This window comes from Kitasatospora sp. CMC57, from assembly GCF_045866025.2.
GTDB lineage: Bacteria > Actinomycetota > Actinomycetes > Streptomycetales > Streptomycetaceae > Kitasatospora.
The window spans coordinates 1,128,676-1,148,775 of record NZ_AP035881.2 but is presented as its reverse complement, the minus strand read 5'-3'; the positions used below and the strand labels follow the sequence as shown (position 1 = coordinate 1,148,775).

Annotated in this window: 3 protein-coding genes; all 3 read right to left on the bottom strand. The window is 72.8% G+C overall.

From position 1 onward, the window contains the following. Positions 1-10 precede the first annotated feature (10 nt). From ACKUU6_RS05280 to ACKUU6_RS05270, 3 genes are read right to left on the bottom strand one after another with little or no spacing between them, the layout of a single operon-like run. On the bottom strand, positions 11-394 hold the full coding sequence (locus ACKUU6_RS05280) for a nuclear transport factor 2 family protein (RefSeq protein WP_407987267.1): 384 nt from the start codon (positions 392-394) through the stop codon (positions 11-13). Then, positions 391-10,590, bottom strand: a complete 10,200-nt coding sequence (locus ACKUU6_RS05275) for a non-ribosomal peptide synthetase (RefSeq protein ID WP_407987266.1) — start codon at positions 10,588-10,590, stop codon at positions 391-393. The genes ACKUU6_RS05280 and ACKUU6_RS05275 overlap by 4 nt, the downstream gene beginning before the upstream one ends. Then, the gene (locus ACKUU6_RS05270; protein ID WP_407987265.1) at positions 10,587-20,048 is read right to left on the bottom strand and encodes a non-ribosomal peptide synthetase; all 9,462 of its coding nucleotides are present in this window, start codon (positions 20,046-20,048) and stop codon (positions 10,587-10,589) included. Before ACKUU6_RS05270 ends, ACKUU6_RS05275 begins: the two co-directional genes overlap by 4 nt. Positions 20,049-20,100: the final 52 nt, after the last annotated feature.

Sequence of the window (20,100 nt, the reverse complement as noted above, 5' to 3'; positions counted from 1 at the left end):
GGCGAGTGATTCAGACGAGGGGGGCGAAGAAGTAGGTGTCGCGGGTGGCGAACAGCCCGTCGGGACGGACGGTGAAGCTGTCGGCGAAGCGCAGGTCGACCGGCTCGCCGGAGTGCAGCACGCCGTGGAACTCGCCGAAGACGCCGACCGTCGGGCCGTCCGCGAGCACGGTGGTCAGGGTGTGGTTGCCCGCGCGGATCGTGCGGTCCCGCCCGTAGAAGCCGAGCAGACCCTCGGGGCCCGTCATCAGCCCGTAGCCGGGGCGGCGGTACTCGGCGTCCGGTGCGAACAGCGCGGCCAGGCCGGGGGCGTCGCCACGGTCGACCAACTCGTAGAAGCGGCGGACCACCCGGACGGCGAAGGCGCTCTCGGTGGTGGGCGGGGCGGTGGTCATCGGGGGTCTCCTAGGGCGGCGGTCAGGGTCGGACGGATCGCGGCGAGCGGCGCGGGGCCGGTCATCCGGGCGTGGGCGCAGTCGATCGGGTGCACGGTGAGTCCGCCGCCGACGTACGGCTGCCAGACGGCGGGGTCGGGAGCGTCGGCCGGGCGGTCGGCGGTGGCCAGATAGAACAGCAACTCGCCGTCGAAGTGGCCGGGTTGGTGGTCGGCCAGCAGGTTGAGGTTGCCCGCGAACACCCGGGGCAGGGCGGACAGCAGCTCGGGGGGGAGCCCGGCCAGCGGCCCGTCGGCCCGCTGCACCGCCGCCCGGTACTCGGCCGGGGTCGGCCGGCCGTCGCGGTAGCCGTCCAGCGGATAGCCGAGGGTGCTGAGCAGGGCGGCCAGCGTCTCGCCGTCCTCCGGGGCCCAGTCCCGGAGTTGGGCCGGGATCGGCGGGTAGCCGTCCAGCATCGCCAGCAGGGCCACCTCCTCACCCGCCGCCCGCAGCTGGACCGCCATCGAGTGCGCGACAGCGCCGCCGTACGACCAACCGAGCAGCTGGTACGGGCCGGTGGGCTGGACCTGGCGGATCTGCTCCAGGTAGTCCTTGGCCATCTCCTCGATGCTCGCGGGGGCCGCCTCCGGGTCGGCGAAGCCTTGGGACTGGAGCCCGTACACGGGCTGCTCGGGGTCGAGGGTGCTGAGCAGGCCGGAGAACACCCAGCTCAACCCGGCGGCGGGGTGGACGCAGAACAGCGGGGTCCGCGCACCGCGCGGGCGGAGCGGCAGCAGGACGGTCAGGGCGTCCGACTCCTCCCCGAAATCCAGACGTCCGGCCAGTTCGGCCACGGTCGGCGCCTCGAACAGGGCCCGCAGGCTGATTCGGACGCCGAGTGCGGAGCGGATCCGGCTGATCAGGCGGGTGGCCAGCAGGGAGTGGCCGCCGAGGTCGAAGAAGTCGTCGTCGATGCCCACCTCCGGTTGCCCGAGTACCTGGGCGAAGATCCCGCAGAGGGTCCGGTCCCGTTCGTCGCGAGGGGCCCGGCTCGGCCGGCGGACGGAAAGTTCGGGGGCGGGCAGGGCGCGGCGGTCGAGCTTGCCGTTCGGGGTCAGCGGCAGTGCGTCGAGCTGGACGAAGGCGGCCGGGACCATGTAGTCGGGCAACTGCTCGGCGGCGAAGGCGCGCAGCTCGGCCGGGTCGAGCGGGTGACCGGCGGTCAGGTAGGCGACCAGGCGCCGGCTGCCCGGCTGGTCCTCCCGGACGTCCAGGGCGACCTGGCCGACCTCCGGGTGACGGGCCAACTGCGCCTCGATCTCGCCGAGTTCGATCCGCAGGCCACGGATCTTGACCTGCTGGTCGGCCCGTCCGGCAAAGGCGAGCTGCCCGTCGGGGCGGCGGCGGACCAGGTCGCCGGTGCGGTACATCCGCTCGCCCGGCGTGCCGTACGGGTTGGCAGTGAAGCGCTCGGCGGTCAGCCCCGGCCGGTTCAGGTACCCCCGGGTCAGGCCCGCGCCGGCGAGGTAGAGCTCGCCGGTGGCGCCGACCGGGACGGGGGCCAGGTGCCGGTCGAGCACGTAGACCCGGGTGTTGTGGACCGGGCCGCCGATCGGCGGCAGGGCGCCGGGGCTCGGCTCGGGACCGAGGTCGGCGGCGGTGGCCGCGACGGTGAACTCGGTCGGACCGTACATGTTGACCATCCGGAACGGGACGCCCGCCGCAGGCCAGCGGTGCAGCGTGTCACCGCCCAGGTAGACCAGGCGGAGGACGCCAGGATCGGCCGTCAGGTCGTCAAGGGCCGCCTCCAGACGGGGAGTCGGCATGAAGCAGGCGGTGATGCCGGCTTCGGTCACCCAGCGGGTCAGCGCCTCGGCGTCGTCCAGCAGTGTGGTGTCCGGCAGGACAGCGGTACCCCCGGCGGTGAGCACCGGCCAGAGCTCCATCACCGAGGCGTCGAAGCCCGGAGCGGCGAGCTGGCTGGCGCGGTCCGTGGCGATCAGCCCGTACTCGCCGGTGATCCAGGCGCACAGGTCGGTCAGGCCCGCGTGTTCGCCGACCACGCCCTTGGGTCGGCCGGTGGAGCCGGAGGTGTGGATGACGTAGGCGGCGTCCCGGGGGTGGATCACGACCGGGGGTGCGGTGTCGGGCCCGGCCGGGTGACCGGGCAGAACGAGCGGCACGTCCGGCAGGCGGTCGGCCAGTTCGGGGCGGGTGATCACCAGGGTCAGGGCGGCGTCCTCGACCAGGAAGGCGAGCCGTTCGGCGGGGTGGGAGGCGTCCAGCGGGACGTACGCGGCGCCCGCCTTGAGGATCGCGAGCAGGGCGGTGATCAGCTCGGTGCCCCGGTCGAGGCAGACGCCCACCAGGGCGCCGGGGGTGACGCCGCGGTCGATCAGGTGGTGGGCCAACCGGTTGGCGTTGGAATCGAGTTCGCCGTACGTGATGCGCTGGTCCTGGTGTTCCAGGGCGATCGCCGTCGGGGTGCGCCGGGCGTGTTCGGCGATCCGTTCGGGCACCGGCCGGTCGGTGGCGGCCGGGACGGCGGTGTCGTTCCAGTCCACCAGCGCGGTCTGCCGTTCGGCCTCGGAGAGCAGGTCCAGCCGGCTGACCGGCAGCTCGGGGGCGGCCAAGGCGGAGTCCAGCAACCGGAGGAACTGGTCGAGCAACCGGGTCGCGGTCTCGTGGTCGAACAGGTCGGTGGCGTAGTCGGCGTTCAAGCGCAGCCCGGCCGGTGCGCCGTCCTGCTCGGTCTCGGCGACGGCCAGGGTGAGGTCGAACTTGGCGGCGCCGGTGCCGATCGCCAGTGGGCCGGTGGTCAGCCCGTGGAAGACCGGGCCGGTACCCTCGCCGGGCGGCTGGGCGAGAAGCATGATCTGGAACAGCGGGTGCCTGGAGAGGCTGCGGGTCGGGTTGAGTTCCTCGACGATCCGCTCGAACGGGATGTCCTGGTTGGCGTACGCGGCCAGATCCGACTCCCGCACCCGGTCGACCAGTTCGCGGAAGGTCGGGTCGCCCGAGACGTCGGTGCGCAGGACCAGCGTGTTGACGAAGAAGCCGACCAGGTCGTCCAGCGCTTCGTCGGTGCGGCCCGCCGTTGCGGAGCCGACCGGGATGTCCGTGCCCGCCCCGAGCCGGGCCAGCAGCGCGCCGAGAGCGGCCTGCGCGACCATGTAGAGGGTGGCGTGCTGCTCGCGGGTGAAGGCCAGCAGCCGAGCGTGCAACTCGGGGCTGCTGGTGACGGTGGCGGCCGCGCCCCGGAAGGACGGCTTGGCCGGGCGGGGGCGGTCCAGCGGCAGCGGGACCTCCTCCGGGAGCCCGGCCAGTGCCTGGCGCCAGTGGGCGAGTTGACGGCTCAGCAGGCTCTCCGGGTCGTCGTCGGTGCCGAGCAGTTCGTGCTGCCAGAGCCGGTAGTCGGCGTACTGCACCGGCAGCGGGCGCCAGTCGGGGGTGCCGCCCGTGCAGCGGGCCCGGTAGGCGGTGGCCAGGTCGCGGACCAGTGGGCCGAGCGACCAGCCGTCGGTGGCGATGTGGTGCATCACCAGCAGGAGCACGTGCTCCTGGTCGCCGAGCCGGTACAGGAACGGTTGGATCGGCAGATCGGTGGTCAGGTCGAAGACGTGGCCGCAGGCAGCGGCCAGTACGGCGTTCAGCTCCGACTCGGTGCAGTCCGCGTGGCTCCAGTCCGGGACGGCCCCGACGGGCTGCACCAACTGCTGTGGCTCGCCGTCGAGTTCGCCGTAGGTGGTGCGCAGCGCCTCGTGCCGCTCCAGTACGTCGGCCAGCGCGAGGCGCAGCGCCGCGGTGTCCAACTCCCCGGTCAGCCGTAGGGCGTGCGGCAGGTTGTAGGCCGGGCCCGGCCCCTGGATCTGCTCGTGGAACCAGAGCCGTAGCTGCGCGTGCGACAGCGGGACGACCGCGCCGCGTTCGGTCGGGCGCAGGGCCGGCCGGGTCTCGCCGGTCAGCCGGGCGGCCAGTTCGGCGATGGTGGGTGCCTCGAAGACGGCCTGGATGGTGAGTTCGGCGCCCAGCGCGGTCCGCACCCGGCTGATGAGGCGGGTGACCAGCAGGGAGTGGCCGCCGAGGTCGAAGAAGCTGTCGTCGATCGTGACGGCGGGCTGCCTCAGCACCTCGGCGAAGATCGCGCAGAGCACCCGTTCCCGCTCGTCCCGGGGCGCCCGGCCGGTCTCACCGCTTGGAAGTTCGGGGGCAGGCAGGGCGCGGCGGTCGAGTTTGCCGTTCGGGGTGAGCGGCAACCGGTCGAGCTGCACGAAGGCGGACGGGACCATGTACTGGGGCAGCCACCGCGCGGCGTACCGGCTCAGCTCGGCCGGGTCGAGCCGCCGGTTGCCGGTCAGGTAGGCGACCAGTCGCCGGTCGCCGGGGCGGTCCTCGCGGACCAGTAGGGCGACCTGGGTGACCTCGGGGTGGCGGGTGAGCAGGGCCTCGATCTCGCCGAGTTCGATCCGCAGGCCACGGATCTTGACCTGCTGGTCGGCCCTTCCACCGAAGGCGAGTTGACCGTCGGACCGGAGCCGGACCAGGTCGCCGGTGCGGTACATCCGCTCGCCCGGCGCGCCGTACGGGCAGGCGACGAACCGCTCGGCGGTCAGGCCGGGCCGGTTGAGGTAGCCCCGGGTCAGGCCCGTCCCGGCGAGGTAGAGCTCGCCGACCGCACCGACCGGAACGGGGTTGAGGCGGTCGTCCAGCACGTAGACCCGGGTGTTCGCGGCCGGGCGGCCGATCGGCGGCAGCGCCCCCGGGCTGGGTTCGGGTCCGAGGTCGGCCGCGGTGGTGGTGACGGTGAACTCGGTCGGCCCGTACTGGTTCGACATCCGGAACGGGACGCCGGGGGCGGGCCAGCGCCGGAGCGTGTCGCCGCCGAGGTAGATCAGGCGCAGCGCACCGGGGTTGGCGGTCAGGTCGTCGAGCGCGGCCTCCATCCGGGGGGTCGGCATGTAGCAGGCGGTGATCCCGCTGTCGGCCACCCACTGGGTCAACGCCTCGGCGTCGTCCAGCAGATGAGGTGTCGGCAGGCAGGCCGTACCACCCGCGCAGAGGATCGACCAGAGCTCCATCACCGAGGAGTCGAAGCCCGGGGTGGCCAGCTGGCTGGAGCGGTCGGCGGCGGTGAGCCCGTACTCGTGGATCATCCAGTCGGCCAGGTTGCTCAGTCCTGCGTGTTCGCAGACCACGCCCTTGGGGCGGCCGGTGGAACCCGAGGTGTAGATGACGTACGCGGCGTCCCTGGGGTGGACGGGCACCTGCGGTGCGGTGTCCGGGCCGCTCTGGGCGCCGAACAGGACGGCCGTCGTGGTGGGCAGCCGGTCGGCCAGTTCGGCCTGGGTGACCACCAGGGTCAGGCCGGCGTCCTCGGCGATGAAGGCGAGCCGCTCGGCGGGGTAGGAGGCGTCCAGCGGGACGTACGCCGCACCGGCCTTGAGGATCGCCAGCATGGTGACCACCTGGGCGGTGCCACGCTCCAGGCAGACCCCTACCAGCGCGCCGGGCGTCACGCGCCGGTCGATCAGGTGATGGGCCAACCGGTTCGCGGCGGCGTCGAGTTCTGCGTAGCTGAGCCGCTCGGTACCGCACTCCAGGGCGGTGGCGGTCGGCGTCAGCCGGGCGTGCCGGGCGATCACCTCGTGCACCCGGCGGTCGGTGGGGAAGGCCACGGCGGTGTCGTTCCACTCCACCAGCACGGTCTGCCGCTCGGCCTCGGAGAGCAGGTCGAGGGCGCTCACCGGCAGGGTCGGGGCGTCGAGCCCGGACTCCAGAAGTCGGAGGAACTGGCCGAGCAGTCTGGTGACGCTGTCCTGGTCGAGCAGCTCGGTGGCGTAGTCGGCGTTCAGCCGCAGGCCGGCCGGGGCGCCGTCCTGCCGGGTCTCGGTCACCGCCAGGGTGAGGTCGAACTTGACCGCGTCGGTGCCCACCGGGACGGGCTCGGTGGTGAGACCGGTGAACTCCGGGCCCTGGCCATCGCTGCCGGGCGGCTGGGCGAGCAGCATGATCTGGAACAGCGGATGTCTGGCCAGGCTGCGGGCGGGGTTGAGCTCCTCCACCAGGCGTTCGAAGGGGACGTCCTGGTTGGCGAGGGCGGCGAGGTCGGACTCCCTCACCCGGCCCACCAGTTCGCCGAAGCCGGGATCGCCGGAGATGTCGGTGCGCAGGACCAGGGTGTTGACGAAGAAGCCGACCAGGTCGTCAAGCGCTTCGTCGGTGCGGCCCGCCGTGGCGGAGCCCAGCGGGATGTCGGTCCCCGCGCCGAGGCGGGAGAGCAGGGCGGCCAGCGCTGCCTGCGCGACCATGTAGAGGGTGGCGTGCTGTTCACGGGTGAAGGCCAGCAGCCGGGCGTGCAGCTCGGGTGAGCTGGTCAGGGTGACCGCCGCGCCCTGGTGGGTCGGCGTGGCGGGGCGGGGGCGGTCGAGCGGCAGTGTGACCTCGTCCGGCAGCCCGGCCAGGGCCTCGCGCCAGTGCGCGAGTTGGCGGGAGAGCAGGGTCCCGGGGTCCTCGTCGGTGCCGAGCAGTTCGTGCTGCCAGCGGGTGTAGTCGGCGTACTGGACGGGCAGGGGCTGCCAGTCCGGCGCGGCCCCGTCCCGGCGGGCCCGGTAGGCGGTGGCCAGGTCCCGGGTGAACGGGCCGAGGGACCAGCCGTCGGTGGCGATGTGGTGCAGGACCAGCAGCAGCACGTGCTGATCGTCGGCCAGTTGGAGCAGGTACGGCCGGATCGGCAGGTCGGTGGCGAGGTCGAAGGGCACGTTGCAGGCCCGGGCCAGCTCGGCGCTCAGATCCGGTTCGGCGCAGCGGCCGAAGGTCCAGCCGGGGTGTGCCGCCTCGGCGGGTACGATCCGCTGGCGTGGCTCGCCGTCGACCTCCTGGTAGGTGGTGCGCAGCGTCTCGTGCCGGGCGATCACGTCGTCCAGCGCCAACTGGAGTGCGGAGATGTCCAGTTCACCCCGGAGGCGAATGGCGTACGGGAAGTTGTACGCGGTGCTGTCGGCACCGCGCTGGGCCTGCTCGTAGAACCAGAGCCTGGCCTGCGCGGGTGACAGCGGAATGGCCGCGTCCCGGTCGGTGCGGCGCAGCCCGGGGCGACGATCGCCCTCGGTGACCAGCTGGTTGACCAGATCGGCGATGGTGGGCGCCTCGAAGACGGCCTTGACGGTGAGTTCGGCCCCGATCACCGCGCGGACTCGGCTGATCAGGCGCGTGACCAGCAGGGAGTGGCCGCCGAGGTCGAAGAAGCTCTCGTCGATGCCGACCGACTCCAGGCCGAGCAGGTCCGCGAAGATGCCGCAGAGCAGCTCCTCCCGCGCGTTCCGGGGCCCCCGGCCGGCCTGGCGGGCCGGGAGTTCGGGGGTGGGCAGGGCGCGGCGGTCGAGTTTGCCGTTCGGGGTCAGCGGCAGCGCGTCGAGCTGCACGAACACGGTCGGGACCATGTAATCGGGCAGCCACTGCGCCGCGTGGCGGCGCAGCTCCGCCGGATCGAGCCGCCGGTTGCCGGTCAGGTAGGCGACCAGATCCTTGCGGTCACCGGGGCCCTGGTGGAGGTCCAGAGCGACCTGGGTGACGTCGGGGTGGCGGGTGAGCAGGGCCTCGATCTCGCCGAGTTCGATCCGCAGGCCACGGATCTTGACCTGCTGGTCGGCCCGTCCGGCGAAGGCGAGTTGGCCGTCGGGCCGGAGCCGGACCAGGTCGCCGGTGCGGTACATCCGCTCGCCCGGCGCGCCGTACGGGCAGGCCACGAAGCGCTCGGCGGTGAGACCCGGCCGGTCGAGGTAGCCCCGGGCCAGCCCGGCCCCGGCGAGGTAGAGCTCGCCCGTGGCGCCGACCGGGACGGGTGCGAGGTGGCGGTCCAGGACGTAGAGGCGGGTGTTGTCGTTGGGACGGCCGATCGGCGGCAGGGCGCCCGGAACCGGCTCGGGGCCGAGGTCCGCGGCGGTGGCGGCGACGGTGAACTCGGTCGGTCCGTACTGGTTGTTGAGGCGGAACGGCGAGTCCGGGGCGGGCCAGCGGCGCAGGGTGTCGCCGCCGACGTAGATCAGGCGGAGGGCGCCCGGCCGTTCCGTCAGATCGTCAAGTACGGCCTCCAGGCGGGGAGTCGGCATGAAGCAGACCGTGATGCCGGAGTCGGCGATCCACTGGGTGAGCGCCTCGGCGTCCTCCAGCAGACGGCTGTCGGGCAGGCAGGCGGTGCCGCCCGCGGCGAGCAGCGGCCAGAGCTCGACCACCGAGGAGTCGAAGCCCGGGGTGGAGAGCTGGCTCGCTCGGTCGCCGGTGCCGAGGTCGAACTCCCGGACCTTCCAGGCGCACAGGTCGGTCAGCCCGGCGTGCGTGCAGACCACGCCCTTGGGACGGCCGGTGGAGCCCGAGGTGTAGATGACGTACGCGGCGTCCGCCGGGCGCACGGTGACCACGGGGGCGGTGTCGGGTCCGTCGGGCACGCCGTCGAGCAGCACCAGGGCGGCGGAGGTGGCGGGCAGCCGGTCGAGCAGGCCGGGCTCGGTGACCAGCAGGGGGAGCGCGGCGTCCTCGGCGATGAAGGCCAGGCGGTCGGCGGGGTAGGAGGCGTCCAGCGTGACGTACGCGGCGCCGGTCCGCAGGATCGCCAGCAGGGTGACGATCCGGTCGATCCCACGCTCCAGGCAGACCCCGACCAGGACTCCGGAGGCGGCGCCCAGCCCGATCAGGTGGTGGGCCAGGCGGTTGGCCCGGGTGTCGAGTTCGGCGTACGTGAGCTGCTGCGGCCCGTGCTCGACGGCGACCGCCGTTGGGGTGCGGCGGGCGTGTCCGGCGATCAGCTCGGGGAGCAGCCGGCCGTCCGGGAGCGGGACGGTGGTGTCGTTCCACTCCACCAGGAGGGTGTGCCGTTCGGCCTCGGAGAGCAGGTCGAGTCGGCTGACCGGCAGTTCGGGGGTGGCGAGGGCGGAGTCCAGCAGCCGGAGCAGCTGGTTCAGCAGCCGACGGACCGAGTCGCCGTCCAGCACCTCGGTGGCGTAGTCGGCGTTCAGGCGCAGGCCGGCCGGGTTGCCGTCGCGGTGGGATTCGCCGATGGCGAGGGTGAGGTCGAACTTGACCGCGTCGGTGCCCACGGGCAGCGGGGCGGTGCCGAGTTCGGCGAAGTCCGGTCCCGAGCCGGTATCGTCGCCCGCCTGCTGGGCGAGCAGCATGATCTGGAACAGCGGGTGACGGGCCAGGCTGCGGACCGGGTTGAGTTCCTCCACCAGGCGTTCGAAGGGGACGTCCTGGTTGGCGAAGGCGGCGAGGTCGGACTCCCTCACCCGGCCGACCAGTTCGCGGAACCCCGGGTCGCCGGAGACGTCGGTGCGCAGCACCAGCGTGTTGACGAAGAAGCCGACCAGGTCGTCCAGCGCCTCGTCGCTTCGGCCCGCCGTGGCGGTTCCGAGCGGGATGTCGGTGCCGGCTCCGAGGCGGGACATCAGGGTGGCGAGTGCCGCCTGCACCACCATGAAGACGGTGGCGTTCTGCTCCCGGGCGAAGGCAAGCAGCCGACCGTGCAGCTCGGGCGTGCTGACGGCGGAGACGGCGGTGCCCTTGTGCGAGGGGGCGGCCGGGCGGGGGCGGTCCAGCGGTAGCGCGACCTCGTCCGGGAGGCCGGCCAACGCATCGCACCAGTGCGCGAGTTGCTGGCTGAGCAGGCTCTCGGGGTCCGCGTCGGTTCCGAGCAGTTCGTGCTGCCAGAGGGTGTAGTCGGCGTACTGGACCGGCAGCGGCTCCCAGTCGGGTGCGGCACCCTTGCGCCGGGCCCGGTAGGCCGCCGCCAGGTCACGCGTCAGCGGGCCGAGTGACCAGCCGTCGGTGGCGATGTGGTGCATCACCAGCAGAAGCACGTGCTCGTGCTCGGCGAGCCGGAACAGGAACGGCCGGATCGGCAGTTCGGCGGTCAGGTCGAAGGCGAGGTTGCAGGCCGCGGCCAGCTCGGTTTCGAGGGACTGCTCGCTGCACGGGGCGACCGTCCAGACCGGGGCGACCTCCTCGATCGGCAGGACCCGCTGGAACGGCTGTCCGTCGAGCTCGCCGTAGGTGGTGCGCAGCGCCTCGTGCCGGTCGAGCACGTCGGTCAGTGCCAGGCGGAGCGCCTCGGTGTCCAACTCGCCGGTCAGGCGTAGCGCGTAGGGCAGGTTGTAGGCCGAGCTGGTGCCCGCGATCTGCTCGTAGAACCAGAGCCGGGTCTGCGCGTAGGAGAGCGGGATCACGAGGAGACCTCCTTGGTGCGGGCCCGCAGGGCCGGCCGGGCCCGGGTGGCGGTGGTCAGCCGGCCGACCAGGTCGGCGACGGTGGGCGCCTCGAAGACGGCCTTGATGGTGAGTTCGGCGCTCATCACCGAGCGGACCCGGCTGATCAGGCGGGTGACCAGCAGGGAGTGGCCGCCGAGGTCGAAGAAGTTGTCGTCGATGCCGACGGTCTCCAGGCAGAGGATCTCGGCGTACAGGCCGCAGAGCTTCTCCTCCCGCTCGTCCCGGGGTCCCCGGCCGACGGCTCGCCCGGTGTGGTCGGGGGCGGGCAGGGCCCGGCGGTCCAGCTTGCCGGTCGGGGTCATCGGCAGCGCGTCCAGCAGGACGACGGCCGAGGGGACCATGTACTCCGGAAGTCGCTCCGCCACGAAGGCGCGGACGGCGGCCGGGTCGACCGGGCGGTCCGTGACCACGTACGCGACCAGGCGCTTGTCGCCGGGGTTGTCCTCCCGGACCACCACGGCCGACTGGCTGATGCCGGGGAACCGGCCGATGGCGGTGCGGACTTCGCCGGGCTCGACGCGGAAGCCGCGGATCTTGACCTGGTCGTCGGCGCGGCCGAGGAACTCGAGGGTTCCGTCGGGGAGCCAGCGGACGAGGTCGCCGGTGCGGTACATCCGTTCGCCGGGTTCGCCGTGGGGGTTGGCGACGAAGCGTTCGGCGGTGAGGGCGGGTTGGGCGGTGTAGCCGTGGGCGAGGCCGAGGCCGGACATGTAGAGCTCGCCGGTGACGCCGGGGGCGACGAGTTGGAGGTGGGTGTCGAGGACCCAGAGCTGCTTGCCGTGGAGGGCCCGGCCGACGGGGATGCTGGTGCGCCCGGTGTCGTCCGCGGTGATGTGGTGGGCGACGGTGAAGATCATGGATTCGGCGGGGGAGTAGCCGTTGACCAGGTGGATCTGCGGGTAGTCGGTGATCAGACGGGTCACGTGCGGGACGGAGGCGGCCTCACCACCGGTCATCACGTACCGGAGGTCGGTGAAGACCTGCGGGTACTCGTCGAGCAGGAAGTTGAGCAGGCTGGCGGAGACGTGCAGGGTGGTGACAGCGTGCTCGCGGACCAGGCCGGCGATCACGGTCGGTTCCGGTCGCTGGCCGGGCTGGAGGACACAGGTGCCGCCGGAGAGCAGGGGGCTGAACAGTTCCAGGGCGAAGGCGTCCCAGGAGATCGGGGAACACTGCAGCCAGACCTGCTCGGGGTCGAGGGCGGCGAAGTCCTGGCCGAGCAGGGTGCCGACGATCGCCCGGTGCGGGGAGACCACGCCCTTGGGGGTGCCGGTGGAGCCGGAGGTGAACATCAGGCAGGCGGCGTCCAGCGGCCCCGCGATCGGCGCCGGTGGAGTGCTGGGAAGGTGGGGCAGCCGGTCCGTCAGCACCTCGGGTGCTTCGAGCTTCCCGGCCAGGGTGGAGCGGGTGACCACGGTCCGGGCCCCGGTGTGGGCCAGCACCGCGTTGAGGCGTTCGACCGGGAACTCGGGGTCGAGCATGGTGTAGGTGCCACCCGCCTTGAGGACGGCCAGCACGGCGGTGACGAGTTCGACGGAGCGCTCCAGGTAGACCCCGGCGACGTCGCCGCGTCGTAGTCCTCCGGCGACCAGGTGGTGGGCGAGCCGGTTGGAGCTTTCGTCCAACTCCCGGTAGGAGACGCGCTCGTCACCGAAGACCAGCGCGGTGGCGTCCGGCGTCCGCCCGGCCTGCTCGGCGAACAGCTCGTGCACCGTCCGCTCCGCCGACACCCGCGAGGGCGCACCGGCCCAGTCGAGCGCCAGCGTCCGCCGCTCCGCCGCCGACAGGACGTCGACCAGCCCGACCGGCAGCTCCGGAGCGGCCAGCACACCTTCCAGCAGGCGGACCAGCCGGGCCGCCAACTCCTCGACGGTGTCCCGGTCGTAGAGGTCGGAGGCGTAGTCCACGTTGATCCGCAGCCCGGCCGGCACGCCGTCCTCGCGGCGCTCGGTGACGGCCACCGTGAGGTCGAACTTCACCGTGTCCACCCCGGCCGGGAGGATCTCGGCGGCCAGTCCGGGGATCACCAGCTCGGCGGCGCTGTTGTTCTGCACCACCAGCATGATCTGGAACAGCGGGTGCCTGGCCAGCGTACGGACCGGGTTGAGCTCCTCGACCAGGCGCTCGAACGGGACGTCCTGGTTGGCGTACGCGTCGAGGTCGGACTCCCGGACCCGGGCCACCAGTTCGCGGAAGCCGGGGTCGCCGGAGACGTCGGTGCGCAGCAGCAGGGTGTTGACGAAGAAGCCCACCAGGTCGTCGGCGGCCTCGTCCACCCGGCCCGCGACCGGCGTGCCGAGGGGGATGTCGGTCCCGCCGCCGAGCCGGGAGAGCAGGGCGGCCAGCCCGGCCTGGAGCACCATGAACAGCGTGGCCTGGTTCTCCCGGGCGAAGGCGAGCAGCCGGCCGTGCAGTTCGGCGCCGACGGTGAGGCCGACCGCGTCGCCCCGGTTCGTCGGGGCGGCCGGGCGGGGGCGGTCCAGCGGGACGGTCAGCTCCTCCGGCAGGTCGGCCAGGGCCGAGCGCCAGAACGCGAGTTGCTGGGAGACCAGACTGCCCGGATCGCCGGCGGCACCGAGCAGCTCCTGCTGCCAGATGGTGTAGTCGGCGTACTGGACCGGCAGCGGCTGCCAGTCGGGCGCCTCGCCGGTGGTGCTCCGGGCCGCGTAGGCCGCGCCCAGGTCACGGACCAGCGGGCCCATCGACCAGCCGTCGCTGGCGATGTGGTGCATCACCAGCAGCAGCACGTGCTGCTCCGGGTCGAGCTCGAACAGGTGCACCCGGAGCGGCGGTCGGGCCGACAGGTCGAAGCCCTGGTTGGCGGCCGTGGCGATCAGGGCGGACAGCCCGGCCTCGTCGGCGGACGCCTCGCTCCACGGGATCTCGGCCTCTTCCGGGGCCAGCACCCGCTGGTACGGCTCGCCGGCCCACTCCTGGAAGACCGTGCGCAGCACCTCGTGCCTGGCCACCACGTCCGAGACGGCGGCCCGCAGCGCCCGGGTGTCCAGCGCACCGCGCAGCCGGATGGTGACCGGGACGTTGTACGCCGAGCCCTGCTCTTCCAACTGGCCGAGGAACCACAGCCGTTGCTGGGCGAACGAGAGCGGCAGCCGCTCCGGCCTGACCACCGCGCGGAGCGCCGGGCGGGCGTGCTGGGCGCGGTCCACCCGCTTGCCGAGCCGGGCCACGGTCGGGGCCTGGAACAGGTCGCGGATGCCGATCTCGACGCCGAGCACCGAGCGGAGCCGGCTGACCAGGCGGGTGACCAGCAGGGAGTGGCCGCCGAGGTCGAAGAAGTCGTCGTCGATGCCGACCGACTCCAGGCCGAGGATCTCGGCGAACAGGCCGCAGAGCAGCTCCTCCTGGCCGTTGCGGGCTTCACGGCCCTGCGGCCGGTGGGTGTGGTCGGGAGCGGGCAGCGCCCGGCGGTCCAGCTTGCCGGTCGGGGTCATCGGCAGCGCGTCCAGGAAGACCACCGCCGAGGGCACCATGTACTCGGGCAGCAGACCGGCGACGTGACCGCGCAGGGCGGTGGCGTCGACCGCCAGGGCCTCGGGCGAGCCGTCGGTGACCACGTACGCGACCAGCCGCTTGTCGCCGGGCCGGTCCTCGCGAACCAGTACGGCGGCCTGGCCGACCCCGGGGAAGGCGGCCAGGGCGGCCCGGACCTCGCCCGGCTCGACCCGGAAGCCGCGGATCTTCACCTGGTCGTCGGCCCGGCCGAGGAACTCCAGGATGCCGTCGCCGCGCCAGCGCACCAGGTCGCCGGTACGGTACATCCGCTCGCCGGGATCGCCGTACGGGCAGGCGACGAACCGCTCGGCGGTCAGCGCCGCCTGGCCCGCGTAGCCGTGGGCGAGGCCGACGCCGGACATGTAGAGCTCGCCGATGACGCCGGGGGCGACCAGGCCGAGGCCCTCGTCCAGGACGTACAGCCGCTTGTTGCCGAGCGGGCGGCCGACCGGGATGGACGGGCGGGTGCCGTCGGCCGGGGTGATCTCGTGCGAGACCGTGAAGATCATCGACTCGGCGGGGGAGTAGCCGTTCACCAGGCGGAGCTCGGGGAAGCCGTGCACCAGGCGCATCACGTGCGGGATGGAGGCCGCCTCGCCGCCGGTCATCACCTGCTGGAGCCCGGTGAAGGTCTGCGGGTACTCGTCCAGCAGGAAGTTGAGCAGGCTGGCGGAGACGTGCAGCGAGGTGACCTGATGCTCAGTCACCAGCTTGGCGATCACGGCCGGTTCGGGGCGCTGGCCGGGCTGGAGGACGCAGATGCCGCCCGACATCAGCGGGCCGAACAGCTCCAGCGCGAATGCGTCCCAGGAGACCGGGGCGCACTGCAGCCAGACCTGGGCCCGGTCGAAGTCCACGAAGCCCTGGCCGACCAGGGTGCCGACGATCGCGCGGTGCGGGGAGACCACGCCCTTGGGCACGCCGGTGGAGCCGGAGGTGAACATCACGCAGGCCGCGTCGCCCGGGTCGGCCAGGCCGTGCACACCGGTGACGGGGTGCCCGGCGATCTGTCCGGCCTCGGCGTCCAGGCAGAGTTCGCGGTGCGGGCCCGGCAGTCGTCCGGCCAACTCCTCTACCGTGAGCAGGAGTCGGGCGTCGGTGTGGGCCAGTACGGTGCTGATCCGCTCGACCGGGAAGTCCGGGTCGAGCATGGTGTAGGTGCCGGCGGCCTTGAGCACCGCGAGCACCGCGACCACCAGTTCGACCCCGCGCTCCAGGTACACCCCGGCGACGTTGCCGCGCTCGAAGCCGCCGGCGATCAGGTGGTGCGCCAGCTGGGTGGAACGCTCGTCCAACTCGCGGTAGCTGACGCGCTGTTCGCCGAAGATGAGGGCGGTGGCGGCCGGCTGCCTGGCGGCCTGCTGCTCGAACAGCTCGTGCACGGTCCGGTCGGCCGGGAACTCCACCGCGGTGTCGTTCCAGTCCACCAGCAGGGTCTGCCGCTCGTCGCCGGAGAGGATCTCCAGTCGCCCCACCGGCACGTCCGGTTCGGCGAGCTGGCCCTCCAGCAGGCGGACCAGGCGGGTCAGGATGACCTCCACCGTGGCCCGGTCGAACAGGTCGGTGGCGTACTCCGCCATCGCCCGGATGCCGGTCGGTTCGCGGTCCGGGCCGAAGGTCTCGGTGAAGCCGAGGGTCAGGTCGAACTTGGCGGTGTCGGTGGGGACCGGCTCCATCCGGGCGTCCAGACCGGGCAGCCGGAGCTTGGCCTCGGCGTTGTTCTGCACCACCAGCATCACCTGGAACAGCGGGTGCCGGGAGAGCGTGCGGACCGGGTTGAGCTCCTCGACCAGGCGCTCGAACGGCACGTCCTGGTGGGCGTAGGCGTCGAGGTCGGTCTCCTTGACCCGGGCCACCAGCTGGCGGAAGGTCGGGTCGCCGGAGAGGTCGGTGCGCAGCACCAGGGTGTTGACGAAGAAGCCGACCAACTCCTCCAGCGCGTCGTCGGTGCGGCCGGCCGTCGGGGTGCCGAGGGGGATGTCGGTGCCCGCGCCGAGCCGGGTGAGCAGCCCGGCCAGAGCGGCCTGCATCACCATGAAGAGGGTGGCGTTGTTCTCCCGGGCGAAGCCGAGCAGTCGGCGGTGCAGCTCCTCGCCGAGCAGTGCGGTGGTGACCTGTCCCTGGTTGGTCGGCAGCGCGGGACGGCTGCGGTCGGCGGGGAGCGCGATCTCCTCGGGCAGGTCGGCCAGGGCCTGGCGCCAGAAGGCGAGCTGCTGGGACAGCAGGCTGTCCGGGTCGTCGGCCGAGCCGAGCAGGTCCTGCTGCCAGAGCGTGTAGTCGACGTACTGGACCGGCAGTGGCTCCCAGTGCGGGGCGGCGCCGTCGCAGCGCGCGCCGTAGGCGGTGGCCAGGTCGCGCATCACCGGGCCGAGCGACCAGCCGTCGCTGGCGATGTGGTGCATCACCAGCAGCAGGACGTGTTCCTCGGGACCGACCTCGAAGATGTGTGCGCGGATGGGCAGTTCGACCATCAGGTCGAAGGAGTGCCGGGAGGCCATGTCGAGTTCGAGCGGCAGCTCGTCCGGGTCGGTGTCCAGCACCGTCACCATCGGCCGGGCCACGCCGGGCGCCACCACGCGCTGGTACGGCTCGCCGTCCACCTCCAGGAAGACGGTGCGCAGCGCCTCGTGCCGGCCAACCACGTCGGAGACCGCGCTGTGCAGCGCGTCCACGTCGAGCGGACCGCGCAGCCGGATGGTGTGGGCCACGTTGTACGTGCTGTTCGGCCCCTCCAGCTTGTTCAGGAACCAGAGCCTGCGCTGTGCGTAGGACAGCGGGATCTCTTCGGGACGCTCCATGACGTAGGACCCCTTTCGCGCCCTGTGGGCGCCACGGATTCGCTCGGCGAGGCGCGACACGGTGGGCGCCTCGAACAGGTCTCGGACGGTCAGCTCGACGCCTGCGGCGGAGCGGATTCGGGCGATCAGGCGGGCGGCCAGCAGGGAGTGGCCGCCGAGTTCGAAGAAGTCGTCCTCGATCCCGGCCCGGTCGAAGCCCAGGATCTCGGCGAACAGGTCGCAGAGCTGGGCCTCCTGCGGAGTCCGGGGCGGGCGGCCGGTCTCGCGCGGGGTGTGCTCGGGGGCCGGCAGGGCCCGGCGGTCGAGCTTGCCGGTCGGGGTGAGCGGAAGGGCGTCCAGGACGACCACGGCGGACGGGACCAGGTGCTCGGGCAGCCGGGCGGCGACGAAGGCGCGCAGGGCGGTCGGGTCCACCGGGTGGTCGGCGGCCACGTAGGCGACCAGCCGCTTGTCGCCCGGGGTGTCCTCGCGGACCAGGACGGCGGCCTGCCCGACACCCTGATGGGCCGTCAGTACGGCCTGCACCTCCGCGGGTTCGACCCGGAAACCGCGGATCTTGACCTGGTCGTCGGCCCGGCCCAGGTACTCCAGGTTTCCGTCCGGCAGCCAGCGGACCAGGTCCCCGGTGCGGTACATCCGCTCGCCGGGTTCGCCGTAGGGGTTGGCGACGAACCACTCCGCGGTGACGGCGGGTTGGGCGGTGTAGCCGTGGGCCAGGCCGAGACCGGAGAGGTAGAGCTCGCCGGCCACGCCGGCCGGTACCGGTGACAGCCGGTCGTCCAGGACCCGGACCTGCCGGCCGTTCAGCGGGCGGCCGATCGGGATGCTGGTCCGGCCGTTGTCCGCCGCGGTGATCGGGTGGGTGGCCGTGAAGATCATCGCCTCGACCGGCCCGTAGCCGTTCACCAGCCGCACGTGGGGGAAGTCGGCGACCAGACGGAGGACGTGGGTGACCGAGGCGGCCTCGCCTCCGGTCAGCACCTGCCGTAGACCGCCGAAGACCTGGGGGTACTCGTCGAGCAGGAAGTTCAGCAGGCTGGCCGAGAGGAACAGTGACGTCACCCGGTGGCGGGGCACGAGCTCGGCGATCAGCGCCGGTTCGGGGCGCTGGCCGGGCTGGAGGACGCAGGTGCCGCCGGAGAGCAGGGGGCTGAACAGCTCCAGGGCGAAGGCGTCCCAGGAGACCGGGGCGGACTGGAGCCAGACGTGCTCGGGGCCGAGGTCCGCGAAGTCCTGGCCGAGCACGGTGCCCACGATCGACCGGTGCGGGGAGAGGGTGCCTTTCGGCAGGCCGGTGGAGCCCGAGGTGAACATCAGGCAGGCGGCGTCCAGTGGTCCGGCGATCGGTGGCAGCGCGGTTGCCGGCAGCTCGGGCAGCCGGTCGGTCAGCACCTCGTCGGCGGCCAGGCGGCCGGCCAGGGCGGAGCGGGTGACGACCAGTCGGGCCCCGGTACGGGCCAGCAGCGCGTTGAGCCGTTCGGCCGGAAACTCGGGGTCGAGCATGGTGTAGGCGGCGCCCGCCTTGAGGACGGCGAGGATGCCGGTGACCAGCTCGATGCCGCGCTCCAGATGGATGCCCGCCACGTCGCCGCGCCGCAGCCCGGCGGCGACCAGGTGGTGGGCGAGCCGGTTCGAGCTCTCCTCCAACTCCCGGTAGGTGAGCCGCTCCTCGCCGAGGACGAGAGCGGTGGAGTCCGGAGTGCGGCCGGCCTGCTCGGCGAAGAGCCCGTGCACCGTCCGCTCCGCCGAGATCCGGGAGGGCGCACCGGCCCAGTCCAGCGTCAGGGTCCGCCGCTCCGCCGCCGAGAGCAGGTCCAGGCGGCCCACCGGCAGGTCGGGAGCGGCCAGCGCCGCTTCGAGCAGGCGCAGCAGCCGGTCGGTCAGGGCGATCACCGAGTCCCGGTCCAGCAGGTCGGTGGCGTACTTCATCAGGACGCCGATGCCCTCGCCCGCCGGGCCTTCGGCCAGCTCCACGATCAGGTCGAACTTGGCCACGTCCAGCTCGACCACCTCGGCCTCGGCGGTCAGGCCGGGGAAGTCGGCGGGGAGCGACGGACTGTTCTGCAGGACCAGCATCACCTGGAAGAGCGGGTGCCTGCCCAGGACGCGGGTCGGGTTGAGCTCCTCCACGATCCGCTCGAACGGCAGGTCCTGGTTGGCGAAGGCGTCCAGGTCCGCGGCGCGGACCCGGCCGACCAGCTCGCGAAAGGTCGGGTCGCCGGAGAGGTCGGTGCGCAGCACCAGGGTGTTGACGAAGAACCCGACCAGGTCCTCCAGTTCCTGGTCGGTCCGCCCGGCCACCGGCGTGCCCATCGGCACGTCGGTGCTGCCGGTCAACCGGGAGAGCAGGGTCGCCAGCGCGGCCTGCACCACCATGAACAGGGTCGCCTCGCTGCCCCGGGCGAACTCGGTCAGCCGGGCACTGAGCTCGGGGCCGATCCGGGTGGCCAGCACCTCGCCCCGGTAGGACGGTGTGGCGGGCCTGGCCCGGTCTCCCGGGACGGTCAGCTCCTCCGGCAGCTCGGCCAGCGCCGAGCGCCAGTGGTCGAGTTGCCGGGAGAGCAGGCTGTCCTGGTCGTCGGCGGAGCCGAGCAGGTCCTGCTGCCAGAGGGTGTAGTCGGAGTACTGCACCGGCAGCGGCAGCCAGCCCGGGGCACTTCCCGCGCGGCGGGCGCCGTACGCCGTCGCCAGGTCCCGCAGCAGCGGGCCCACCGACCAGCCGTCGCTGGCGATGTGGTGCAGCACCAGCAGCAGCGTATGGTCCTCCGGGGCGGACCGGAACAGGTGGGCCCGGAGCGGCAGTTCGGTCGCGAGGTCGAAGCCGTGCGAGGCGGCCTCGACGACGGCAGCCGGCGTGTGCCCGGCGGTCTCCCACGGCACCTCGGGCCGGTCCAGCACCAGCTGCCACGGGGTGCCGTCCTGCTCCCGGTACACGGTGCGCAGGGCCTCGTGCCGTTCGGTCAGGTCGGTGACCGCGGCCCGCAGGGCCTCCTGGTCGAGCGGGCCGCGGAGCCGGACGGCGAGCGGGACGTTGTAGCTCGGGCTGGGGCCTTCGACCTGGTTGAGGAACCAGAGCCGGGCCTGGGCAAAGGACAGCGGAATCATCGGGTCTCCCGGAGCCAGGGCATTCGACCTCTCGCGGTCCCGCCCTCGTGCG

Excerpts from the sequence above, each read along its gene's own strand:
- ACKUU6_RS05280 (WP_407987267.1), bottom strand. The coding sequence starts at position 394 with ATGACCACCGCCCCGCCCACCACCGAGAGCGCCTTCGCCGTCCGGGTG.
- ACKUU6_RS05270 (WP_407987265.1), bottom strand. The coding sequence starts at position 20,048 with ATGATTCCGCTGTCCTTTGCCCAGGCCCGGCTCTGGTTCCTCAACCAG.